The sequence below is a fragment of the Arthrobacter sp. TE12231 genome, from assembly GCF_054062895.1.
In genome coordinates, this window is record NZ_JBSSFS010000001.1 from 379,267 (window position 1) to 402,399 (window position 23,133).

Below are 23,133 nucleotides of genomic sequence, written 5' to 3' on the forward strand. Positions count from 1 at the left end.
CCAGGTTCGATTAGTGGATCGGAGTCCGGTTGGCCAGCACGGGCGCGGCGCCCGTGAAGCCGTCGCGGGTTTCGGCGATGTCGTGGATCTGCTTCCGGCAGGCGTACCAGCCGCCGACCATCAGCGCGCAGGCCACCAGGGTCACCAGCAGCGTGAGCGGGGAATCGATGAAGACCATGACGAGCACGCCGAGCAGGAAGACGAGGGAGAGGTATCCGGTGTAGGGGGCGCCGAACATCCGGAACGAGGGGCGTTCGAGCCAGCCCTTGTCTGCCCACCGTTTGAGCTGGATCTGGCAGAGCACGATGGTGGCCCAGGTGACGACGATGCCTACCGAGGCGACGTTCAGGACGATCTCGAAGGCCTGACCGGGGACCAGGTAGTTCAGCGGGACACCGAGGAGGGAGACGCCTGCGGTGATGGCGATGCCGCCGTAGGGGACGCCGGCTTTGTTCATCCGCTGGGCGAACTTCGGGGCCGATCCGGCTACTGACATGGAGCGCAGGATGCGGCCGGTGGAGTAAAGGCCGGCGTTCAGCGAGGACAGGGCGGCCGTGAGGACCACGAGGTTCATGATGACGTCCACGCCCTGGATGCCGATGGATCCGAAGAACGTCACGAACGGGCTGACGCCCTTTTGGTAGGAGGTGTAGGGCAGCAGCAGGGCGAGCAGGATGACCGAGCCGACGTAGAACACGGCGATGCGGAAGACCACGGAGTTGATGGCCTTGGGCATGATCTTTTCGGGGTTTTCGGTTTCGCCGGCGGCCGTGCCGATCAGTTCGATCGAGGCGTAGGCGAACAGCACGCCCTGCATGAGGATGATCATGGGCAGCAGGCCGTTGGGGAAGATGCCGCCGTTGTCGGTGATGAGGCTGAAGCCGACTTCCTGGCCTTCCAAGGGGGTGCCGAACACGACGAAGTAGCTGCCGATCAGCAGGAACGCGACGAGGGCGGCGACCTTGATCAGGGCGAACCAGAACTCGAGTTCGCCGAAGACCTTGACGGAGGCAAGGTTCAGGCAGAGGACCACGATGAGGGCGATCAGCGCCCACGCCCACTGTGGAACGGTCCCCATCCAGGGGACGTATTTGCCGAAGAAGTTCATGTAGAGGGCCGCGGCGGTGATGTCCACGATGGTGGTGGTGGCCCAGTTGATCCAATAGAACCAGCCGGAGATGAATGCGGCCTTCTCTCCGTAGAATTCGCGGGCGTAGGACACGAACGATCCTGAAGAGGGCCGGTGCAGGACCAGTTCTCCCAGGGCGCGCAGGATCAGGAACGCGAAGAAGCCGCAGACGGCGTAGGCGATGACCAGTGACGGGCCGGCGGCGTTGAGCCGGCCGCCGGCGCCCAGGAACAGGCCGGTTCCGATGGCCCCGCCGATTGCGATCATCTGGATTTGCCGGGGCTTCAGGCTCTTGTGGTAGCCAGAGTCCTCCGCGTGGATCAGGGCATCCGAAGCATGGGCGTGGCCACCATCGGCCTCGTACAAGCCAACCTCGTCATTGGGGTTGTTGGGCATGGGTGTTCCTTTCGATCTGTCGGAGATCTAAATGGGGTTTGGAGAGAGATTGTGGGGACAGCGAGGCGTCAGATCAGAAGATCGACCACCCGGTCCGGTCGGACAGGTCGGCGAGAGCCGCCGAGCCTGCCAGGGAATTTCCTTTGGAATCCAGCCGCGGGCTCCAGACGCAGATGGCGCACTCGCCGGGGACGATCGCCAGAATGCCGCCGCCCACACCGCTTTTCCCCGGAAGTCCCACGCGGTAGGCGAACTCGCCGGCGGCGTCATACATGCCGCAGGTCAGCATGATGGAGCCGATGCGCTTTGCCTCGCTCCGGGAGACCACCGCGCCTTGCGCCCCGCGGCCATCCTGCGCGAGGAACAGGCCCGCCTTGGCCACCTCCACGCAGGTCATCATGATTGAGCACTGCCTGACGTAGTTCTCCACCACGGCCTGTGCGGGCCGCCGCAGGTTGCCGAATTCCTTCAAGAAGTGGGCGAGGGCCAGGTTGCGGCTGCTGCTGGACAGCTCACTCCTTGCGGCCGCCTCATCGATGAAGGGACCCTGTCTTCCATTCTGGTGACCCACCTGGTCGGTGAGGAAGCGCAGGACCTGAGCGGCGGCGTCGGGTGATCTTTCCATCAGGTGGTCGGTGACCACCAGTGCGCCCGAATTGATGAAGGGGTTCCGCGGGATCCCGTGCTCGACTTCAAGCTGGACCAGGGAGTTGAAGGACGTCCCTGACGGCTCGCGAAGGACCCTGGACCACAACGAGCCGGAGTCGTCGGCGCTGAGCGCCATCGCCAGGGTGAAGACCTTGGAAATGCTCTGGATCGAGAACGGAAGATCGGCGTCGCCGGAACTGAAGACTTCTCCGGACGTCGTGGCAACCGCGATGCCGAACCGGTCGAACGGCGGGACCTGAAGGTGGGGAATATTGGCTGGAACTGACCCCGCTTCCGTCCGGGGCCGGTGGCTGCGGACAAGGTCTTCGAGGACCGGGCCAAGCGGCGGAGAATCAAGTGCTGTCATCATTTCTTGCCCAGGTGCTCCTTCTGTGTGCCGGCCCACTCCTGAACATGAAGCAGGGCGACCAATGAATCTCGGGGATTGCCGAAGTTCAGCCCGGTGACCCGGCTGACTTTGTTGATCCGGTAGTAGACGGTGTTCTTATGCAGCTGCATCCGCTTGGCGCACTCGGCCACGTCCAGGGAGGCGTCGAAGAATGCACGCAGGGTTTCGGCCAGTTCCGCGTCGTGTCGGAGGAGGGCCCAGAGGCTGCGGTGCCGGAAGGCCGCCGTCGTGAAGTTTTCGACGGCGTCGTGGAAGAGGATTTCCGCCTCGAAGTCGTCCACGGTGGCTACCGGAACTTCGCCGGACCGTCGCATGCAGCCGAGCAGGGCTTCGGCTATTCCGATCGCGGAATGAATCGAGAGCAGATCGGGGACGACGGGTCCGACGGCGGCAAAGGGGCTGATGCCGAGGTGCTTGGCGGCGTCCTTGACGATTGCCTCGGCCAGACTCCGCAGCCCGGCATCGGCGTTGGCGGACTGGAGACCGGGAATGACGACGGCGGTGTCGCCGTGAAACTGTCCCACGATGGCTGACGATTTGTAGGCGGCCGCGTGGATCGACGCGAGATTGGCCAGCTCCCCGTGCTTGAGCGCCGCGTCGTCCTCCCGGGCTTCAGACGCTGAGAGGCCAAGCAGGATCAGGGCCGAGGGGCGGTCCGCCGGGATCTTTTCACTGTGCGCGCTCGCCGCGGCCTCCGCAGGACCCGAAAGGAGGCGCGCGATCCGGTCCTCGCGCATGTGCACTGACTGCTGGTTGCGGTACCGGATGAGCTCGGCGGAGGCACGCGCGGCAGAGCCGGTGAGCACGTAATCAACGTCGTCGCCGAAGCCGGCGCCGGTTTCCTGGAGCCAGATGTAGCCCATGATGCGGTTGCCGGCGAACAAGGTGATGGCGACGCGTTCCCGCAGGCCGTCCTGGGGCCGGGCGGGTACCCGGACCGGGAGGCGGGTCCGGTGCAGCTCGCGGTAGGCGCCAAGGTCTTTGAGCAGGAGTTCGTATTTGCGCGGGCCGCGCCGGGCCAGGATGGAGGCCTTGCGGAGCTCGTCAATGGCGTTGGCGACGGTGGAATATGCCAGGACCTTGTTGGCGGCGTCCTCGATCACGACGTGGCTGGAGGTCAGCCGGGCAGTCGTCTGGGCGATGGCGAAGAGGTCCTCTTCAAGCAGGGTCAGCACTTCGCGCTGGTAGCTGGGCGGCTGGATCCGGTCCTTGGCGATGGACAGGAGGCGGTCCCAGTCCGCGGACGGGTCCACCAGCAGCAGGCCGGTTCCGGCGGCGCGCAGCAGTTCTTCGGCTTCCGCCAGTTCCTCCGGGCTGCCCTTGACGGCCAGGACCAGGGGAGGGTTCTTCAGCAGGCGCCGAACTGCCGGCAACGCGGAGCGTCCGCGAACGCCGACCAACAGGACAAACGCGGCCCCGCCGTCGGAGCTTTCGTCGTCGGCGTCCACGATCAGAAAGCGCTCGATCGCCGCATCCGTGCGGGCGGGCCGAAGCATCAGGGTCGCGGAGCCCAGCGGGAGATCCGCGAGGATGTCGTCCACTGTAGCTGCGGCCATGGGCTTCCTTCTGACATTGGCACCCTCCCGGACGGCTCTGTCCGGACACTTCATGCTATCGAGCGGTTATCCCCAAAAATATGGAAAAGATCCTAAATTACGCGGCTCATTTTAGGTCCGGGGACCAAGGAGGGCCCGGTTGCGGTGTGGGGCGTGGGCCAGCCTGTGCCCGCAAGCGGTAGAGGACGACGGCGTGCACGTCCCGCCGTCGTCCTCTTTCCGGTTCAACGCGATTCAGGCCGAGTCTGGCCGGTCCAGGACTGGCCATCCCAAAAGCCCAGGACTCCGGGCGTACCCGTCGGGTACCAGCCGGAGGGCGGCAACGGCGGCAACGGCGGCGCCGCCGGAGTCTGCTGAACAGGCTGCATTGGACCAATAGATTCCCGCGGCATTTGCGGCTGCACAGCTGGCGGCTGTGGCTCGTAGGCCGGGAGAGTCTGCACGCCATCGTGGGCATACCTGTCCGCCGTTAGCCTCTTGACTAGTTCACGGGCCACTTCAGGGGACGTAGTGTGGTGCGTCCACGCGTGGCCGTCCCAGTAGCGGGCTGTGGCGCCCTCGTTGTACCAACCGGCCCGAAGCCCGCCAATATTGAGGCCGGCAGCCAGAAATTCACCGAATTTGGCGGTGATTCTGTCGGCCGCCTGCGATGCCGGAGTGGTGAGGTTGTGCCAGTAACCTGCGACGTAGTCATTCGCATCCTCCTGACTCCTGCGCCCGGCCGCCACTTCCGCGTCTGCCCACTGGCAAAGCCGCTAGTATTCCTCGGTGAATTGCTCGTGCCTCATCTGGGCCAGCTGGGCTGCCGCGTACTCGGCCCGAATGGCATTCTGTTGCATGAGGGTTCGCTGCACATTCAGCTGCTGGCGGCTGGTGACAAAAGTCCCCACATTTGCCGCCATGTTCAGACGGTTGCCTTTCATCTTGCCCGTGAGGTCTTTTCCTTTCAGAGGCGTTCCCCTGCTGGATTTTGCTCGCGAGGCCGTGTTAAAGCTGTGCTGTAATCCGTGGAAGCATCCCGCCAAAACGCTGCTGATCCGGACTTTATCCCAAGTCATTCAGCTGTGGCGCTAACTGGTGATTTCTTTGCGACTACCTGTCAGGTCTTTTAGGTGCAGACCGGGAGTCGAAGCCGTCTCTTGCCGGCTTTGTGACGCAATACAGGGCGATGCCGGAAATAACATCCCGTCAAAATTGGTGACGCCGGAGTAGCTGTGTATTCTCTGGGAATGAGCGGCGATGCCGCGCATAACTTTGGGGGAAGAACAAGACACATGAGCCCGCCTTAGCGCGCCAAGTCTGCAGGCGTATACGCCGCTCACATTGCGAATCTCGCACCCAAGACTGGTCGACCAGCCAGCCGCAATATCGCACCATTTCAACCTCGCATCCGTAGCGCGGCCTGTCATCAGGCTGCCCACGAAAGGACCTCAATGAGCCAGCCAACGCCCCCTCCCGCCGGAACCCCGGCCGACTACACGAAGGCTCCGGCACCGTACCCCGGAGCCCCCGTAGCCTACCCGGGCGCTCCGGCCGCTTTCCAGGGCCCCCAGGCCGGACAGCAGTACGGCGTAAGCAGCAAGTCGTTCCTGACGACCTGGCTGCTGTCCCTGCTCCTTGGCAGTTTCGGTGTTGACCGTTTCTACCTGGGCAAGGTCGGCACCGGCATCCTGAAGCTCGTCACCTTCGGCGGTGTGGGAATCTGGGCCCTCGTGGACCTCGTCCTGGTCCTAACCAACAAGCAGACGGACAAGCAGGGCCTCAAGCTTGCAGGCTACGAGCAGCACAAGAAGATCGCGCTCATCGTGTCTCTGGCCCTCGTGGCGCTGAGCTTCATCATCAACATCGCCCGTGGAGGTTCCGCTCCCTCTTCGGCTCCGGCTGTTGCTCCCGCTGCCGCGGCCACTTCGGCTGCCGCTGCCCCCGCCGCTGCTCCGGCTGCCGCTCCGGCCGCTGAAGCTGCGACAGGCGCCAAAGTTGGCGAACCGTTCACCGCCGATATGGGCAACGGGAACGTCGCGCGGATCACGATCGTTTCCGCTACCTACGGCCAGGCTGCCGCGGTGGGTACGTACGTCCCAGCTGCCAAGAACGGCGGCTACCTCGTGCTCGATGTGCTGTGGGAGACGGACAAGGGCCAGACCTCCAGCAACCCGCTCTACTTCAAGGCCAAGGACGCCGACGGGCGTGCGGCCAACAGCGAACTGATGATCGACGATCAGCTCGGCTCGGGAGATGTCCCCGTTGGGGATAAGGCACGTGGAAAGATCGCATTCGACATCAAGCCGGGCACGTCCACGATCATTGTCACGAACCCGATTCTTCAGGAAGCCGCGCGCGTTCAGGTCACGCCGTAATTTCTTCTTGTTCAAAGAGAGAGCCCTTGGTGGATACTGCGCCGGGGGCTCTCTACGTCTGCCGCCTCAGGTGACGGAAATTCTCATTCTGTTAAATTCCGTTCTTCCCCGTTCCCATGGCCACGCGGCCCCGGGGAAGTACTCAGGTTACTGCTAGTCGTCGCGCTGGAGCCCTTCTGCGGTCCAGCCGATGGGGGTACTGGCAGTGACTCCCGGGCCATAACTGACGCGCTTAGCCTTGGGGACGTGGGTGCGGCCGTCGTTCGGCGGAGCAGCCCACGCCCGGCCGAACCGACGGCGGGGGGAAAACGTCCGGGGCCTGCGGCACCCGCGACCTGACAGGAGACAACCGACATGCGCATGCGTCAGAGCGGCGGCCCCAGACTCGAGGAAACGCCACGGGCCTCACCCACGCCCCCGCGCCTGCTGGTGTCCTCGGCGGCACTGCTCTGGGGGTTGCAGTTCGCCTTCCTGAACCCCGCGCTGGCGCTCCTGCTGGTCGCGCTGTATGACGCCACCCCGCCGACGTCGGGTGGGTCCTTGCCGTCTACAACGCCAGCGGGTTTGTCGCCGCCCTGCTGGTGCCCGCCTATGCCGACCGCATGAACAACTATCTGCGGCCCCTCCTGGTCTGCGCCGGGCTGCCCCTTGTGCTCGCCGGCGTGCTGGCCGGCACTACCTCGCTCCCGGTCGCCGTCGTCGGCCTGATCGCCCTCGGCGGCCCGGCGGGAGTCGGCGTCTCGCTACTCTTCGCGCACCTCAAACATTCGGGGGCGCCGCGGGCGGACGTCATGAAAACCCGGGCCGTCGTCTCCGTCGCGTGGGTGGCCGGGCCGCCACTGGCAACGCTCATCATGGGTACGCTGGGCAACCGTGCGATCCTGCTGGCCCTCGCAGCGGTGGCCGTGCTCAACATTGCCACCACCGCGGCCATGATCCGCCGGAAACCGCAGACGGTCAGCGACCCGACCGGCCCGTCAACCCCGGACGACGACGGCCCGCCGCTGTCCAGGGCCGGCCTCGCCGCCGTCGTCCTCGCGTTCATCGCCTTGCAGGCCACCAACAGTGCCGCAGTGTCCGTCATGGGCCTCTTCGTGACCGGCCGGCTTGGCCTGGACGTCCTCTGGGCGGGTATCGCGCTGGGCGTTTCCGCCGCGCTTGAGATCCCCGCGCTGCTTGTCATCGGGCGGCTGAGCGCGCGGTTCTCCAGCCGTGCCCTCATCACCTCAGGCTGTCTCGCCGGGATTGCGTACTACGCCGCGATGGCCTTCGTCGCCGACCCCGTAGGTCTCATCGCGCTCCAGATCCTCAATGCCTGGTTCTTTGCGATTGTGGCCGGAGTGGGCCTGACCCTGTTTCAGCAGATCATTCCGCGTCCGGGGCTGGCCTCGGGCCTCTACATGAACACCAGGCGCGTCGGCGCGATCGTCTCCGGCCCGATCATCGCCCTCGGATCCATGACCGCGCTCGGATACCAGGAAGTCTTCGCGGCCTGCGCCGCGCTCGCCGTCGTGGCACTTGCAGCCATCGCGCTGACCCGGACGGCGAAGGCCGCGGTACCGGACCCGGAGGCCGTCCATAGCGTACCGGCGTGAGCATCAGCCGCCCGGCACCCGCCGTCGGCCCCCCGCGCCCGAATTCGCCCCGGCCGGAACTTCAGGAAATGATGGGGCCATGGCGAAAACTGACCAGCAGCCCTGGGTGAAGAATTACCAGCCGGGCGTCCCGGCGGAGATCGAACTGCCCACGGAGTCGCTCGTGGACATGCTGGAGCGGTCCGTGGCCGAGGCGGGGAGCGCGCCGGCATTGGAGTTCTTCGGCCGCCGCACCAGCTACTCCGATCTCGGCGAACAGGTGGACCGGGCCGCCGAGGGCCTGCGCCGCCTCGGCGTCCGCGCTGGTGACCGGGTGGCCCTGATCCTGCCGAACTGCCCGCAGCACGTCGTCGCGTTCTACGCGGTGCTTCGCCTGGGCGCGGTGGTCGTCGAACACAACCCCCTGTACACCCCCGGGGAACTGCGCCACCAGTTTGAGGACCACCAGGCGCGGATCGTGATCGCATGGGACAAGGCCGTGGCGGCGGTCCGGGGCTTCCCGGACGACGTCGAAATCGACCACATCGTCTCCGTCAACCTGCTGGAGGCGTTCCCCGCCGTCAAGCGCCTCGCCTTGCACCTGCCGGTGAAGAAACTGCGCGAAACGCGTGCCTCGCTGACCGCGCCGGCGCCCGGCACCACGCCATGGAGGGAGCTCCTCGCCCACGGCCGGATCGACCCCGCGCACCCGCGCCCCTCCGTGGGCGACCTCGCGGCGATCCAGTACACCTCGGGCACCACCGGCCGGCCCAAGGGTGCCATGCTGACCCATTTCAACCTGTACTCCAACGCGCTGCAGGGCGAGGCCTGGATGCATGGCGCGGAGTACCGCAAAGAGGTGTTCTACGCGATCCTGCCGATGTTCCACGCGTTCGGCATGACGCTCTACCTCACCTACGGCATCCGCAAGCAGGGCCTGCTGGTGCTCTTCCCGAAGTTCGACCCGGATCTGATCCTTGCCGCCATGAAGAAGTCGCCCGCCACCGTCTACTGCGCCGTCCCGCCGATCTACGAGCGCACGGCGATGGCGGCGAAGGAAAAGGGCATCTCGCTGCGGTCCTGCAAATACTGCATTTCCGGCGCCATGAACCTGCCCGACCACGTCGTGGAGCTGTGGGAATCGGTGTCCGGCGGGTTGCTCGTGGAGGGCTACGGGATGACCGAGTCCTCGCCGGTGGCCATGGGCAACCCGTTCTTCCCCACCCGGCGCACCGGAACCATCGGCGTACCTTTCCCGTCCACGCTCATGAAGGTGGTGGACATCGACGACCCGGCCGTTGAGGTCCCTCAGGGCCAGCCGGGGGAGCTGCTGATCAAGGGCCCGCAGGTCTTCCAGGGCTACTGGAACAACCCCGAGGAAACCGCGAAAGCCCTCACGCCCGACGGCTGGCTGCGCACCGGCGACGTCGTCACCGTGGACGCGGACGGCTTCACCAAGATCGTGGACCGGGCCAAGGAACTCATCATTACGGGCGGCTTCAACGTCTCGCCCACCGAAGTGGAGGCCGCGCTGCGGCTGCACCCCGATGTTGCCGACGCCGCCGTGATTGGCAAGCCGCTGGAGCGCGGCGGTGAGATGGTGGTCGCCGCCGTCGAACTCGCCCCGGGTGCCGACCTCGACGAGGAGGCGCTGCGCACGTACTGCCGCGAGCACCTCGCCGGTTACAAGGTCCCCAAACGGATCGTGGCGATCGGCGACATGCCCCGTTCGATGCTGGGGAAGATCCTCCGCAAGCAGGTGCGCGAGCAAGTTCTGCCGGAACTGTGAGGAAGCCGAATGCACGCTGAGATCGACTTCACCGCAGGCGTCCCGCGCCCCGGCGATCTGGAGGTGGCCTGGATCCACGGATCCGAGTCCGCGAAGCACAACACGGACCCGGACATCCAGGTCCACGCCTACGACGACCACACGTTCATCCTGCGTCAGAACATGGCGGTCAATTACGAGGCGCCGTTCATGTTCCTGCTTTTCGGCAACGCCCGTGCCGTGCTCATCGATACCGGCGCCACCGCGTCCGCGGACTTCTTCCCCCTGCGCCGCGTTGTCGACGGCCTTATGGACGGGTGGCTTGCCGGGCATCCCCGCGACGGTTACCAACTACTTGTCCTCCACACCCATCCGCACGGCGACCATGTTGCCGGAGATGCCCAGTTCGCAGGGCGCCCCGATACCGTTCTGGTGGACGCGGCCCGGGACAGCGCGTGGGAATTCTTCGGGTTGACTGACTACCCTGACGAGGACTCCGGCGACGACGGCGGCGGCTCCGTGGAGCCGGCGCAGGTGGATCTGGGCGGACGCGTCCTGGAATGCTGGCCGAGCCCGGGGCACCACACAGCAGCAGTCACGTTCTACGATCCGTACACCGGCTTCCTGCTCACCGGCGACACGGTATATCCCGGCCGGCTGTATATCCAGGACTGGCCCGCGTTTGTCCGCACCATCGAACGGCTGATCAGGTTCTGCGGTACCCGTCCCGTCACGTACGTCCTGGGCTGCCACATCGAGATGTCGAGGGAACCCGGCGTCGACTACCCCATCTACACCACGTACCAGCCGGACGAACCGCCGCTGCAGATGAAAGTCGACGACCTCCGGGAGATCCGCCGGGCCATCGACGAGGCCGGCGGGCGCCCCGGCCGACACGTGTCTCCCGGTTTCATCCTCCGCGTTGAGGCGCGGTTAGACGGGGACGGCTCTTAGAGAGCGCCCTGGCCCGGGGTTCCGGCGGGGATCGGCTCGTGGCGCATCACGGCGACCGGCCCCTGCAGGAGGCCTTCCAAGGAGGCGTTCAGCCGTTGAACCGGGCCGCCGGCGCCGTGGGCGTCGAGCAGTTCAGCGGACTCCCACTTCTCGATCATGAGGATCTGGCCGTTGGGAGATTCGTGTATGGCGTAGAGGAGGCAGCCGGGTTCCTCGTGGACCTCTGCAATGGCCGGGGACAGGGCCTCGACCACCTGGTCAAAGGATCCTTCTTTGGGTGTAAACGTTGCGGTGACGACGACGGGCATGGTTCTTCCTTCGCGATGTGGTTCTTAGCGGGTAGCGGTCTGGGCGAGCGGGGCACAGCTATTGCGCGGCAGGAAGTCGGCCTTGACCTCGATAAGCCGGGGCCCTTCCGGCAGCTTGCCCTGCATGCGTCCAAGCACGAGTTCGAGCGCATGGACGGCGAGCATGTCCAGCGGCTGGCGGATCACGCTCAGCGGCGGGGTCATTAGTTCTGTCCACGGATTGTCATCGAAGACGATCACCGAGAGGTCCTCGGGAATGCGGACCCCCTTCTGGACAAGCCGCCGCACCGAGCTCTGCACCTGGGCCGTGTTGGCGACGATGAGGGCCGTGGGCGGCTGCGGCATGGCAAGAAGGGAACCGACGGCATCGCCGCCGGCATCCCCGCGGAAGGGGACGTCGCGGATGAGCAGGGGGTCAACCGGCAGCGAAGCGGTCTCGTGCGCCGCCCGGTAACCGCTGATCCTGGCCCGGCCCGTTGACGTGCTCAGTGGCCCCGTAACGAGGGCGATCCGGGTATGGCCGAGGCCGATCAGGTACTCGGTGGAGCGCCGGGCGGAGTCAAAGTTTTCAATGCTGACGACGTCGACGTTGCCGAGTTCCTCGATGGTGCGGTCAACGAACACCACATTCACGCCGAGGTCCTGCAGGCGCACCCATTTCTCAATGTTGCCGCCCGTGGGAGTGGCAATGACGCCGCTTACGGACCGGTCCAGCAGGGTATCCAGCGATTCCGCCTCCAGGTGCGGATCCTCCTGGGTGGTCATCAAGACAACCTGCACGCCGTGGCTGCGGGCCTCCCAGACGATGCGGTCGGCCAGGCGGGCGAAGAACGGGTTGGAAAGGTCGGTGACAACGAGCCCGATCGTGAGGGCATGGCCCCCGCTGAGCTCGCGGGCCGCTGCCCGGGGGCGGTAGCCCAGCTCGTCGATGACCCGGACGACTTCCTGTCGCTTTGCTGGTGCAACGGGCCCGGAATCCGGGTTCAGCACCCGGGACACGACCGAGACCGAGACTCCCGCAGCCGCCGCGACATCGCGAATGGTTGGGGCCTTCTTCACCGCTCCTCCTTGAGGGAAATCCTAGGCAGTAGTTCGTACACAGCGTCTCCGGTCGAACGCCATGAGCTGGCGGAAGACGTTTCGTTTGGATCCGTTGACACAGCTTAGCACCGGGTGGTACAAAAGTGGAACCGGTTCCACTTCGGGTAAATTTCAAGCCAAACCGCGACAAGGAAGTTGTGCCATCCGCTACGGCGGAAGGGTGTCTCTTCGCTTCGCACCCCTACCAGAGAGACTCCAGTGAATCTTCACAAACTCCTCACCGACCGTGAACAGGAAGGCCGCCCCATCCGGGTCGGCCTGATCGGCGCCGGCCGCTACGGCACCATGTACCTTGCCCAGGCCAACAACATCCCCGGCATCCACGTCGTCGCCATCGCGGACATCAACGTCAAACGCGCCGAAGGCGCCTTCGCGCTGGTCGACTGGCCCGCAGAGCAGATCGCCCCCGACATCGCCACGGCGCTCACAAACCGCACGACGGCGATTGTTGCCAACGCGGACGAGCTGTTCGACGTCGACATCGACGTGATCGTCGAGGCTACCGGCAACCCGATCGTGGGGATCAAGCACGCGCTCCGCGCCATTGAAACCAGGAAGCACATCGTCATGGTGACGGTCGAGGCCGATGCCCTGGCAGGCCCGGCCCTGGCCAAACGGGCCGAAGCCGCCGGTGTCGTCTATTCGATGGCCTACGGCGACCAGCCCGCCCTCATCATGGAGCTGGTGGACTGGGCCCGCACCAGCGGGTTTGACGTGGTCTGTGCAGGCAAGGGCGCCAAGTACCTTGAGCACTATCACGAAATGAACCCCGACAACGTCTGGGAAAACTGGGAATTCTCGAAGGAGCTCACCGACTCCGGGCAGCTGAACCCTTACATGCACACGTCCTTCCGGGACGGGACCAAGGCGGCAATCGAAATGGCCGCCGTGGCCAACGGCGCCGGGCTCGAACCGTCCGATGCCGGGCTGAGCTTTGCGCCGGGCAACGTCGAGGAAATCGCCACAATCTGCCGTCCCAGCGATGTCGGCGGGGCACTGGCCCACGAGGGAAGCGTCGATGTCATGTCCAGCGTCAACCGCGACGGCAGCTGGATCAGCCACAACACCCAGGAGGGTGTCTTCGTCGTCGTGAAAGCCACGAACGGCTACGTTTCCGGCTGCTTCAACGAGTACCCCTGGCACCCGGACCCCACCGGCCAGTACGCGGCCCTGTACCGCCCGTACCACTACGTCGGCCTCGAACTCAACGTCTCCATCGCCAATGCCGCCCTCCGGGGGATCGCCACGGGTTCGCCCATCGGATTCTTCGGTGACGTCGTCGCGACGGCGAAGAAGGACCTCAAAGCCGGCGAATTCCTCGACGGCGAAGGCGGCTTCACAGTCTGGGGCAAGCTCGTTTCGGCTAAGCACTCGGTGGCCACCGGCGCCCTCCCGGTTGCGCTGGCCCACCACGTCGAACTGCGTAACGACGTCGCCAAGGGCGACATTGTCCGCTGGGACGATGTCATCATTGACGACTCCCTGTCCCAGGCTCTTGAGCTGCGCCGCGAAACAGAGGCGTTCATCGCCGAAACCGCTGCCGTAGGGGCCTGACTCACTCCCTGATTGCTTCCGTACGCCGGATCACATCCTTCCAATGAAGAAAGGCATCGCATGAATACGAAGACCCGCGCCATCACCGGAGTCCTGGCCTGCAGCCTGGCAGCCTCCGTCCTTGCCGGCTGTGCCGCCGGAGCATCCGGCGGAGGGCAGGCCGGACCGGTCGCCAAGATCCAGTTGTCGATTCCGGACCCGCTCACATCCTCTGTGGGAGTCTCGGCCCAGCACTTCGCCGACCAGGTGAAGAAGACGTCCAACGGTTCCGTCGCCGTCACGGTGGTTCCCAACGGCACAAGCTTCAGCGGGGACCAGAACGCCGCCGTGACCAGGCTGCAGGGCGGCTCCCTGGATGCCCTGATCCTGTCCACCTCGGTGTATGCCTCGGTGGTGCCGGAAATGAATGCCATCAGCATCCCGTACCTGTTCAAGGACACCAAGCAGGAAGCGGCCTTCCTTGACGGCAAGCCGGGCCAGGCTCTGAAGGACAAGCTGGCCAAGAAGGACACCGTCGCCCTGAGCTTCCTGACCCGGACCGGCCGTGAGATCACCAACTCGGTCCGTCCCATCGAGAAGCCCGCGGACCTGAAGGGCTTGAAAATCCGGGTTCCGGGCAACACTCTCTGGACCGACTTCTTCGGCAAGCTGGGCGCCAGCCCCACCACCATGGCGTTCTCCGAGGTCTTCACCGGTCTCCAGACCGGAACGATCGACGGGCAGGAAAACCCGATCGAAGTGCCCTGGACCAACAAGTTCTCCGAAGTGCAGAAGTACGTCTCGCTGACCAACCACATCAACGACGCCTGGGTCCTGGCCCTGTCGTCGAAGAAGTGGGAGTCGCTCAGCGCCGACCAGCAGAAGGCCCTCACCGACGCGTCGGCGGAAACCTCAACGTTCAAGACCGGTTACGACGCCGAACAGTCCAAGAAGCAGCTGGACGAACTCGCTGCCAAGGGCATGAAGACCAACGAGATCACTGCCGCCGGCCTCGAGGAGTTCAAGGCCGCCTCAAAGAGTCTGTATCCGGAGTTTTCCCAGCTCATCGGCAAGGAATTCTTCGATCAGGCGATCGCCTTCACCACCTCTAGCTAGTCCCGCAGGGGTGGGAGCGTCTTCCCGGCCTCCCGCCCCTGCCCGCCCTCCCGCTCTCAATGTCGACAGTCTGGAAGAACATGAAACACGCCCTCGCTCCCGAGGAACTCGAGGAGGTCATTCCGTCTGACGCGGAAGAGATCCTGCACCACGGTCACGTCGCTTCGCGCTGGAGCGGGGGACTCTGGTTCGACAGAACACTGGAGTGGATCGTGGGCGCGGCGATCCTCGCCGAGCTCCTGGTCATCCTGCTGAACATCATGGTCAGGCTCATCACCGGCGACTCCGTGCTCTGGACCCAGGAAGTATCCGAGATAGCACTCCTGACGATTGCCTTCATCGGCGGAGCGATCGCCTATCCCAAGGGCGCGCACATGTCGGTGCAGGCACTCATCATGCGCCTGCCCGCGGGGTGGAAGCCCTATCTGGCGGCCCTGGTCGACTGGCTCGTCTTCATCATGAGCGCCGGCGCATTCGCCCTCTTCGTGCCGACCCTAGCCCAGCAGATCGACGAAAAGACGCCGATCCTGCAGCTGCCCGTGTTCTGGGTTTCGATGCCTTTCTCTGCCGGCATGGTGCTCATCGCATGGTTCGCGCTCGTCAAGCTCTGGCGGCAGGAACGCCGTCCCGTTCTGGTTGCCGCCGGGATCGCCGCGGCGATGGTCGCCGTCGTTCTCCTGGCCCCGCCCCTTTTCTACTACGCATCGCCGAACGTCCTCCTCGGCGTGGTGCTCGCAGTGCTGTTCCTGCTGCTCTTCCTGGGTCTCCCGATCGCCTTTGTCCTGGCCCTGGCGTCCGGAATCTACCTCTACCTCGGCGGCATTTCCGATGTCAGCGCCATCCCGATCGGAATGGCCTCAGGCGCCAAGGGGTTCGTGCTGCTGGCCATCCCGTTCTTCATCCTCGCCGGCACGGTCATGAACTCCGCCGGCCTCACCCTGCCGCTGGCCAAGCTCGTTGACGCCCTCATCGGCCATCTGCGCGGCGGCCTGCTGCAGGTGGTCGTCGTCACCATGTACATCTTCTCCGGCATCTCCGGATCCAAAGTCGCCGACGTCGCCGCCGTGGGCACCACGATGCGCGGCATGCTGGAGGAACGCAAATACCCGCGCGGCGAGGTGGTCGCTGTCCTATCGGCGTCGGCCATCATGGGCGAAACCATCCCGCCCAGCATCGTGCTGCTCGTTCTCGGTTCCATCACGACCATCTCCACCACCACCCTGTTCCTGGCCGGGTTCATTCCCGCGGCGTTCCTGGCGCTCGTCGTCATGGGCCTCGTGTTCCTGCGGGCCCGCAGGCAGGGCGGCGTCGCCAGCCCCAAGGCCACCTGGCGCGCACGCGGCTCGGCGACATTCTTCGCGCTGCCAACTCTCCTCCTGCCGGTCGGCATGGTGGCGGGCATCCTCACCGGTTTCGCGACCCCGACGGAGGTCTCCTCTGTCGCGGTGGCCTACGCGTTCGTCCTGGCCGCCGCCTACCGCCGCGGCAGCAAGAAACTCCTCGGTGACACCTTGCGTGAAACGACGACGACGGCGGGCATGGTGCTCTTCATCATCGCCGCGGCCTCGCCCCTGGCCCAGACCCTCGCACTCGCCGGCGTCTCGCAGCAGATCCACGACCTCATGTCCGGACTCGGCGACTCCCCGGTCCTGTTCATGCTGTTCACGGTGATCCTGCTCATCATCATGGGCCAGCTGCTCGAGGGGCTGCCGGCAGTACTCATCTTTGCCCCGCTGCTGCTGCCGATCGCCACGGACTTCGGCGTCAACCCGGTCCAGTACGCCATGGTCCTCATCATCTCCATGGGCATCGGCTCGTTCGCTCCTCCGGCGGGCGTCGGCTTCTACGTCGCCTGCGCCACCGCCCGCGAAACCGTGGAAAACAGCCTCAAGCACTTCTGGCCCTACCTGGCGGCCCTGTTCATCGGGCTCCTCGTGCTGGCCGCCGTTCCCTGGTTCAGCACCTTCCTCCCCGCCCTCGCCGGACTCATCCCCTTCTAAGCCAGGAGACCGCAAACAATGAACGTTACTTCCACCGGACTGCCCACGTCAGTGGCCCTGCTGGGAACAGGTCCCATGGGCGCTCCGATCGCCCGGAACATCATCGCCGCGGCCGTCCCCCTGACGCTTTGGAACCGCACCGTGCACAGGGCCGAGGCCATCGCCGGCGGCCGGGTTGCCGCCTCCCCGGCGGAAGCGGCCAGCGACGTCGTGCTGACCGTGCTGCCCGACCTCCCGAATGTTCAGCGGCTCCTGGACGGCAAAAACGGGCTCCTGGCCGGGTGGAAGGCTGCCGGGATCGCCAACCCCGTGCTGGTCATCCACGGCACGGTCTCGCCTGTCGCCGTCGCGGCCTTCGCCGCCGACTGCCAGCGGGACCACGGGGTGACGGTCATCGATGCACCGCTCAGCGGCGGCACCATCGGCGCCGAAGAGGGCCGGCTAAGCACCATGATTGGCGGACCCCGCCACGTTGTGGAGCAGCTCATGCCGCTCTTCCGGCTATACAGCTCCACGGTCGCCTGGTTCGGCGACACCGGTGCCGGATCGACCGTCAAGGCCTGCAACCAGATCGTCGTTGCCGCCACCGTCACCGCGCTGGCAGAAGCCATGGCGCTCGCCGAAGCCTCCGGGCTGGATCTTGAACGGGTCCAGTCAATCCTGGCCGGAGGACTCGCGAACTCCGAGGTGCTCCGGCAAAAAGGGCAGCGGTGGATTGACGCCGACTTCGCAGGCGGCGGATCGGCCAAGAACCAGCTCAAAGACCTCGGATTCATCGCTGAGGTCGCCGCGGGGGCGGGCCTGAACTTGCCCGTGGCCGGAAGCCTCCTGACGGCGTTTCAGGCGATGGTCTCCGCGGGCCGCGGCGACCTGGACCACACGGGCATCTACCTCGGCCTCCGTGGCTGATCCGGTGGCGGCGTCGGCGACCTCCCCCGGACGGTGCGCTTTCAGCGGCCCCGCAGCGACGCCGCGGCCGGAACACCCGGCGGGAATTCGGGCAGCGCCCCTGCGGGAGTGTGGAAGATCCACAACGAGAGGGCACGGTAGACGGCCCAGTCGTCGTCGGCCGCCCGCAGGGACGCGGTCTGGGACCCGTCCGGCTGTTCGGTGGTCCGGATGACCTGCAGCTGGACCGGCACGGCCTCGGGGAGCCGGAGTGTGACCAGGCCCGAGGCCGGCAGCGTTCCATGCGGGAACCGTACGGCCGCGCCGCCGACGGAGATGTCCAGCAGCTCGCCGCAGACGCCCTCGGCCTCCACGGGCGCCTTCACCTCGATCCGGTGCGCGTTGCGGCGTGACGTGGCGAATTCGGCGGCCCGGATCCGCCGGGTGCCCAGGACCAGGACCACGCCGGCAAGCACCAGCCAGGCGCCCGAGGCCACCGTGGAACCGGGCGTCGTCCGCCAGGGAACCAGCCCGGCCAGCCCGGCCGCCGCGTACAGAATGACCGCGGTGATGAGAACCACCATCACGATCAGAATCCGCGGCGTCCGGCCGCGGAGCCGCGAATCCGCGGCGCCCTTGGGCGTGACCTGGAACTCCAGGACGTTCCGGGACATGAGCCACCAGAGGCACGCCAAGCCAACCGGGACGCGGAAGATCCGCAGGGCGAAGGCCGTGGGCCAATGGATTTCGTTGCGCATGAGCTGCTTGGAGCCCCACAGCCGCACGGTGAACATGACCAGGAAGACCCCGGTGAACAGCAGCGGACCGGCGGTGGAGGTCTGAGCCCCGGACAGCATGATCAGCACCGGAATCAGGAAGGCCACCAGTGTGGCGATGCCCTCCAGCCACCACAGCGTGCCGTTGAGGTACTCGTGGTAGTTCCGCCACGACATCCAACCCTTGGCCGCCCACAGTTTCTCGTGGACCAGGATCTGCATCGCGCCCATGCCCCAGCGCCGCCGCTGCAGCAGGTACTGGTCCGGCGTCGCCGGCGCCAGCCCGACGGCGAGGGTCTGGTGGTGGTACACGGTCCGCCAGCCGCGCCGGATGAGTTTGAGTGTGGTGTGCATGTCCTCGGTGATGGTTTCGGTGGCCACACCGCCCACCTCTTCCAGGGCGCTCATCCGCAACAACGACGTCGACCCGCACCAGAAGGGCCCGGCGCCGGGAACGTTGCGGGAGGCCATGAGGACGTTGAAGAAGGTGCCCTGCTCGCCGGTGATGCCGTCGTCGTCGAACGCGCCGCCGTTGTAGAAGGACTGCGGACCCTGGATCAGGGCGATCTCCGGATCCTCGAACCAGCCCAGCGTGGCGGTGAGGAAGGTGGGCAGCGGGACGTGGTCGCAGTCCAGCACCGCGATGATGTCGATGCCCGGGCCGCCTGCGGCCTTTTCCGCGGCCATCAGGCCCAGCGCGTGGTTCATGTTGCCGGCCTTGGCGTGGTCGTGGACGTCTCGGCGGACGTAGCGGGCGCCGTAGGCGGCGCACATTTCCTCAACCCAGGGCCGGTCGCCGTCGTCGAGGACCCAGGTCTCATGGTCCGGGGCGAGCTCGCAGGCCGCGGCCACCGTGGGCGTCAGCACCTCGATGGGCTCGTTGTACGTGGGGATCAGGACTGCGACCCGCATGCCGTTGGGGGCCTCGGTCACCGGCGCCGGCGGATGGCTGTCGATGTTCCACACGGACCACGCCTTCAGGATGAGGCCGGCCAGCGGGAGGGCCTCGAAGGTCACCAGGATCCAGGCGATGGTCAGGTTCCATTCACCGGACGGCATCGTGAACAGCACACGCCATGTCAGGTACAGGACCAGGGCCGCGATCGCGGCAAGGCCGCCAAGATGGGCCAGCCGCCGGGACCGGGGCGCTTCCGGCCCGGGAGGTCCCAGACGGGCAGCCCAGCCGGCAATGCCCGCGCGGGTCAGCGCCGTGGCATCAAGTTGTGCGGGCCGCGGCGCCGCAGAAGTCTTGTCGGCCGACAGTCCCTCAGCCGATGCGCTTTCGGCGCGCTGCCGTAGATCCTCACGAGACACGTGATCTCCCTCAGCTAGATCCGGTGCTCAAGTCCGATCATCGTAGCCGCGGAGTGCCCCGCGTCGCCGGGGCTGGCGTAATACTTGCACAAAACTGCGCCCGGGGTGCTGTTGGGGTGGCGCCACGAGCCATCACCGCATGTTAATGCGCCGGAACCCGCTGCACAGGCGCCCAGTGCGCTGCGGTTTGGTGCGCTGGCTTAGTGCACTGGTTTAGTGCACGGCGATGTTGTCCGCGTCCCCGGGGCCGACGAACTTGCACGAGCCCGGATGCCGCACGGGCAACGTGCAGGTGCGCCCGGTGGGCAAGTGGACATTGGCGCACCGTCCTGCCAGGGCCACATCTTCCCGGACATGCGTGACGTGCGTGCTGCTCAGATCCCGGGTTCCTTCCTCACTGCTGGCGGGCTGGGGGCTTCCGGACGGACGGCGCTCTTGGCTGTTCACGGCTGCAACTCCTCGGGATCTGTTCTGCAGGAAAGATGGGAAGGATGCTTAGTTTCCGAAGTCCCCAGCCTTGCACGGTTGGGTTAACACCGGGTTACGGGGGCGTTAGGGTCCCGTCTCGGCTGTGGACTGCGGGCGGGCCCGGGGCGCAGGGAGTTTGGCAGTCCAATCGCCTGCCAACCCTTTCGCCGCCGCCTTGCTGTTCCTCATACTGGAAAGGCAGATCCGCGATTCCGGCAGGCGAGGACGGTGGTGGCTGATGAGCAGCGGGGTGAGCGGTTCAAGCAGCGCGTTCCGGCGCCGGGTGGAGCGCGCGGCGGAACTTCGCGGCGTGCGGGCCTCGGGCAGCACTGCGCAGGAGAACGATGCGTTGAACGCCGCGGAGGAGGAACTCCGGCAGAAGCGGGCCAAGATTGACGACGCCGCCAAGGCCGAGTACCTGATCCGCGACGCCATGGCGCAGGGCAAGTTCGACAACCTCAAGTACGCCGGCAAACCCATCCCGGGCCTGGGGGAGGTGTACGACCCCGACTGGTGGGTTAAGGGCCTGATCCAGCGGGAGAATATCTCCGGCCTGGGCCCGAAGGCGATCCTGCTCCGCACCGAGGACGCCGAACTCGATGCCCGGCTCGATGCCCAGTTCGGCGAGAAGCAGGTGCGCGAGATGGTGGAGGACTTCAATGTGCGGGTCATCGATGCCCGGCGGCAGCTTCAGGGCGGCCCGCCGGTGATCACCAAGACGCGCGACGTCGACGTCGAACTGGACCGCTGGCGGGGGCGCCGGGCTGCCACGGCCGCCGCTGCTCCCACCGAGCCGGAACCGGCCCAGTCCTGGTGGCGGCGGCTCTGGAACGGCTGCGCTTAGGCGCTGTCCGGGGGATGCCCGGTGGAACCCCGCACCACCAGCTGCGTCGGAACGAGATGCAGGCGCTGCGGAAGATCCCGGGTTTCCCGCCGTTCAAGGATGTACCTGCCTGCCTGCAGGCCCACGGCGAAGTTGCCGTTGTCCACCGAGGTTAGGGACAGGTGGCGGATGCGGGCGAGGTACGTGTTGTCGTAGCCGACCAGCGAGAGGTCGCCCGGCACCGTGAGGCCCTGGTCGGCGGCGGCCGAGAGCGCGCCTATGCAGGCGAGGTCGTTGAACGCAAAAATCGCGGTGGGGCGCTGCGGTCCGGCCAGCAGGCGGCGCACGTCGGCCCACCTTGTTGTCGGTGTAGGCATCGACGAGCACGGGGGAGACCCCGTTATTCGGCGGGCGGCCGCCTTCGCTGCTGTTTCGTCGCGGCCCGTTGTCCCTTGGCGGCGAGGCGCCGACGGGTAGAGCCCCGGGTCGGTTTGGTCGCCCGGCGGCGGGCAGCATCGGGAGCAAGGCCCTCGGCCACGAGGGCGGCGAGCTTGGCCAAGGCGATCTCGCGGTTGCGGAGCTGGGAGCGCCGCTCGGAGGCAGTCACGGTGATCACCCCGGCGATGAGCCGCGGCCCGAGCCGCGTGACAAGCCTCAGCCGTTGGCCCTCCGAGAGCGCAGCCGAGGCGGCGATGTTCCACGAGAGTTCGACGCGGCTGTCCGAGGTATTGACGTGTTGGCCGCCCGGCCCGGACGACCGCGAGAATCTCCAGCCGAGTTCCGCCGAGGGAATCGTGAGCGCGGGCGATACCTCCAGATCCATGCACCTAGCGTTGCACGATCTGTGTGTAATCTGCCGCCGCCCCCGCGGGGGCTCAAGCGCAACTTTCCCAGGCGGGTGCCCGTCCGTGCGCTGACCTCGCGGAGAACGATGCCGTCATTCGATGTGGTCCGAGCATACGCCATATGGGCCATGCAATTTATGGTCGGCCTTCGAATCCGATCCGGACGCGATTCGCAGGGTTCAGGCACGGATGGAATACGTTAAGAGACATTCCGGCGAGGCGAAACGCCGGAGTAAGTGGAGCAATTGTGAAGCCGTCATGGGCCCATGGCGGTGCATTTTGTTAGTATCTCTAGGTGCTAGATGATGCGTGCGGCCGTCGTCCCGACGGGGCGGTCAGTGCCGCGCGTCGCGCACTGTACGGCCGGGCAGCTCGTTCAGATTTTCCACGGACTTTTGGCGACTGGCAGCCCCGCGCAGTGGTTTTCGACTGCGATGGGCTACTGATGGATACCGAATCCCTGTGGATTCAAACCCAGCGTCTTGTCAGCGAAAGCCATGGCGTCCTCTTCGACGCCGACTTGCAGCACCGTCTCGTTGGCCTCCCCGCCAGCCGAATAGGGCCGTTGATTGCCTCTCGTGCGGGACAGGACCCGGGATTACTTGTTGAACAATTACTCCAGGTCAATATGGCCATGGTGGCTCAATCTGCCGTGCCGATGCCGGGTGCGCGATCCTTCGTCGCGGCGGTCTCCTCGCGAGTCCCGGTGGCAGTGGCCAGTAATTCCGCCCGGCGCATCTTGGATCAGACGCTGCTTCGTGGCGCGTTCGACGGGGGGTTCAGCGTCACGATTTCCGCAGACGAAGTCGCCAATCCGAAACCGGAACCGGACGTGTATCTGGCCGCCGTGGACGCCCTGAACTTATGTCCGGAGGATTGCCTGGCTTTCGAAGACTCCGAGGCCGGGGCCTCCGCCGCGCGCTCCGCGGGGATGAAAGTCATCGCAATACCCGCTTCGCCGGACCAGAAACCAATGGCTGACCTGACGCGCGAATCTCTGGAAGCAACCGACCTTCTGAACTGGGTGGAGGGCTGGGCCTGAGAGAAGGTCCTGCCGGCTCTTCAAGATCCGGCCTGGTGCCGGCACCGCACCCGAGTCGCGAGACGCCGGCACTGCATGAGTGCAGATTCCCGTCTGCGATCCATTTCCGTCGTCCGAGGCGTCCAAAG

General features: G+C 65.9%; 22 protein-coding genes. 11 read left to right on the forward strand and 11 right to left on the reverse strand.

Going from position 1 to position 23,133, the window contains the following annotated elements; all coding sequences use genetic code 11:
- Positions 1 to 10: 10 nt before the first annotated feature.
- From ACVWYS_RS01665 to ACVWYS_RS01685, 5 genes are all read right to left on the reverse strand, one after another.
- Positions 11 to 1,525 (reverse strand): amino acid permease, encoded by a 1,515-nt coding sequence (locus ACVWYS_RS01665; protein ID WP_456509246.1) that lies wholly within the window; start codon positions 1,523 to 1,525, stop codon positions 11 to 13.
- A 73-nt stretch (positions 1,526 to 1,598) separates the two neighbouring features.
- Positions 1,599 to 2,543, reverse strand: coding sequence for a glutaminase (locus tag ACVWYS_RS01670; protein WP_456509247.1), 945 nt, complete (start codon positions 2,541 to 2,543; stop codon positions 1,599 to 1,601).
- Positions 2,540 to 4,138, reverse strand: a complete 1,599-nt coding sequence (locus ACVWYS_RS01675) for a PucR family transcriptional regulator (RefSeq protein WP_456509248.1) — start codon at positions 4,136 to 4,138, stop codon at positions 2,540 to 2,542. Before ACVWYS_RS01675 ends, ACVWYS_RS01670 begins: the two co-directional genes overlap by 4 nt.
- Positions 4,139 to 4,362: 224 nt before the next feature.
- On the reverse strand, positions 4,363 to 4,866 hold the full coding sequence (locus tag ACVWYS_RS01680) for a DUF2510 domain-containing protein (protein WP_456509249.1): 504 nt from the start codon (positions 4,864 to 4,866) through the stop codon (positions 4,363 to 4,365).
- A 27-nt stretch (positions 4,867 to 4,893) separates the two neighbouring features.
- On the reverse strand, positions 4,894 to 5,196 hold the full coding sequence (locus tag ACVWYS_RS01685; RefSeq protein ID WP_344366859.1) for a hypothetical protein: 303 nt from the start codon (positions 5,194 to 5,196) through the stop codon (positions 4,894 to 4,896).
- 375 nt (positions 5,197 to 5,571) lie between these two features.
- Here ACVWYS_RS01685 and ACVWYS_RS01690 point away from each other — a divergent pair, with 375 nt between their 5' ends.
- The 5 genes from ACVWYS_RS01690 (at position 5,572) to ACVWYS_RS01710 (ending at position 10,791) form a co-directional block, all read left to right on the forward strand.
- A complete protein-coding gene (locus tag ACVWYS_RS01690) occupies positions 5,572 to 6,495 on the forward strand; it encodes a TM2 domain-containing protein (RefSeq protein ID WP_456509250.1) in 924 nt (307 codons plus the stop codon).
- Between the two features lie 354 nt (positions 6,496 to 6,849).
- Complete coding sequence (locus ACVWYS_RS01695) at positions 6,850 to 7,101, forward strand: hypothetical protein (protein WP_456509251.1); 252 nt, start codon at positions 6,850 to 6,852, stop codon at positions 7,099 to 7,101.
- On the forward strand, positions 7,074 to 8,090 hold the full coding sequence (locus ACVWYS_RS01700) for an MFS transporter (protein WP_456510268.1): 1,017 nt from the start codon (positions 7,074 to 7,076) through the stop codon (positions 8,088 to 8,090). The genes ACVWYS_RS01695 and ACVWYS_RS01700 overlap by 28 nt, the downstream gene beginning before the upstream one ends.
- Positions 8,091 to 8,169: 79 nt before the next feature.
- Positions 8,170 to 9,858, forward strand: a complete 1,689-nt coding sequence (locus tag ACVWYS_RS01705) for a long-chain-fatty-acid--CoA ligase (RefSeq protein ID WP_456509252.1) — start codon at positions 8,170 to 8,172, stop codon at positions 9,856 to 9,858.
- A 9-nt stretch (positions 9,859 to 9,867) separates the two neighbouring features.
- Entirely contained in the window at positions 9,868 to 10,791 is a 924-nt protein-coding gene (locus ACVWYS_RS01710; protein ID WP_456509253.1) for an MBL fold metallo-hydrolase, read from the forward strand.
- Here ACVWYS_RS01710 and ACVWYS_RS01715 read toward each other — a convergent pair.
- Together ACVWYS_RS01715 and ACVWYS_RS01720 are read right to left on the reverse strand one after the other, a co-directional pair.
- On the reverse strand, positions 10,788 to 11,099 hold the full coding sequence (locus ACVWYS_RS01715; RefSeq protein WP_344366848.1) for a putative quinol monooxygenase: 312 nt from the start codon (positions 11,097 to 11,099) through the stop codon (positions 10,788 to 10,790). The two genes, ACVWYS_RS01710 and ACVWYS_RS01715, sit on opposite strands and share 4 nt — an antisense overlap.
- Positions 11,100 to 11,123: 24 nt before the next feature.
- Complete coding sequence (locus ACVWYS_RS01720; RefSeq protein WP_456509254.1) at positions 11,124 to 12,158, reverse strand: LacI family DNA-binding transcriptional regulator; 1,035 nt, start codon at positions 12,156 to 12,158, stop codon at positions 11,124 to 11,126.
- A gap of 240 nt (positions 12,159 to 12,398) precedes the next feature.
- Here ACVWYS_RS01720 and ACVWYS_RS01725 point away from each other — a divergent pair, with 240 nt between their 5' ends.
- The 4 genes from ACVWYS_RS01725 (at position 12,399) to ACVWYS_RS01740 (ending at position 17,758) form a co-directional block, all read left to right on the forward strand.
- Entirely contained in the window at positions 12,399 to 13,754 is a 1,356-nt protein-coding gene (locus tag ACVWYS_RS01725; protein WP_456509255.1) for an NAD(P)H-dependent oxidoreductase, read from the forward strand.
- A 60-nt stretch (positions 13,755 to 13,814) separates the two neighbouring features.
- Positions 13,815 to 14,849 (forward strand): DctP family TRAP transporter solute-binding subunit, encoded by a 1,035-nt coding sequence (locus ACVWYS_RS01730; protein WP_456509256.1) that lies wholly within the window; start codon positions 13,815 to 13,817, stop codon positions 14,847 to 14,849.
- Positions 14,850 to 14,929: 80 nt separating this feature from the next.
- Positions 14,930 to 16,849 carry a TRAP transporter large permease gene (locus tag ACVWYS_RS01735; protein ID WP_456509257.1) on the forward strand — a complete coding sequence of 640 codons (1,920 nt, stop codon included), beginning with the start codon at positions 14,930 to 14,932 and terminating at the stop codon, positions 16,847 to 16,849.
- 18 nt (positions 16,850 to 16,867) lie between these two features.
- Positions 16,868 to 17,758 carry an NAD(P)-dependent oxidoreductase gene (locus ACVWYS_RS01740; protein WP_456509258.1) on the forward strand — a complete coding sequence of 297 codons (891 nt, stop codon included), beginning with the start codon at positions 16,868 to 16,870 and terminating at the stop codon, positions 17,756 to 17,758.
- Positions 17,759 to 17,799: 41 nt separating this feature from the next.
- Here ACVWYS_RS01740 and ACVWYS_RS01745 read toward each other — a convergent pair whose 3' ends face one another.
- Both ACVWYS_RS01745 and ACVWYS_RS01750 read right to left on the reverse strand, forming a co-directional pair.
- Entirely contained in the window at positions 17,800 to 19,827 is a 2,028-nt protein-coding gene (locus ACVWYS_RS01745) for a glycosyltransferase family 2 protein (RefSeq protein ID WP_456509259.1), read from the reverse strand.
- 213 nt (positions 19,828 to 20,040) lie between these two features.
- On the reverse strand, positions 20,041 to 20,274 hold the full coding sequence (locus tag ACVWYS_RS01750; RefSeq protein ID WP_456508238.1) for a hypothetical protein: 234 nt from the start codon (positions 20,272 to 20,274) through the stop codon (positions 20,041 to 20,043).
- A gap of 271 nt (positions 20,275 to 20,545) precedes the next feature.
- On the opposite strand from ACVWYS_RS01750, the gene ACVWYS_RS01755 reads away from it, so the two are divergent.
- Positions 20,546 to 21,139 carry a DnaJ family domain-containing protein gene (locus ACVWYS_RS01755; protein WP_456509260.1) on the forward strand — a complete coding sequence of 198 codons (594 nt, stop codon included), beginning with the start codon at positions 20,546 to 20,548 and terminating at the stop codon, positions 21,137 to 21,139.
- Here the strand turns inward: ACVWYS_RS01755 and ACVWYS_RS01760 are convergent.
- Both ACVWYS_RS01760 and arfB read right to left on the reverse strand, forming a co-directional pair.
- On the reverse strand, positions 21,136 to 21,522 hold the full coding sequence (locus tag ACVWYS_RS01760; RefSeq protein ID WP_456510269.1) for a substrate-binding domain-containing protein: 387 nt from the start codon (positions 21,520 to 21,522) through the stop codon (positions 21,136 to 21,138). The two genes, ACVWYS_RS01755 and ACVWYS_RS01760, sit on opposite strands and share 4 nt — an antisense overlap.
- Complete coding sequence (gene arfB, locus ACVWYS_RS01765; RefSeq protein WP_456509261.1) at positions 21,519 to 21,941, reverse strand: alternative ribosome rescue aminoacyl-tRNA hydrolase ArfB; 423 nt, start codon at positions 21,939 to 21,941, stop codon at positions 21,519 to 21,521. Before arfB ends, ACVWYS_RS01760 begins: the two co-directional genes overlap by 4 nt.
- Before the next feature lie 377 nt (positions 21,942 to 22,318).
- Here arfB and ACVWYS_RS01770 point away from each other — a divergent pair, with 377 nt between their 5' ends.
- On the forward strand, positions 22,319 to 23,005 hold the full coding sequence (locus tag ACVWYS_RS01770) for an HAD family hydrolase (RefSeq protein WP_344367150.1): 687 nt from the start codon (positions 22,319 to 22,321) through the stop codon (positions 23,003 to 23,005).
- Positions 23,006 to 23,133: the final 128 nt, after the last annotated feature.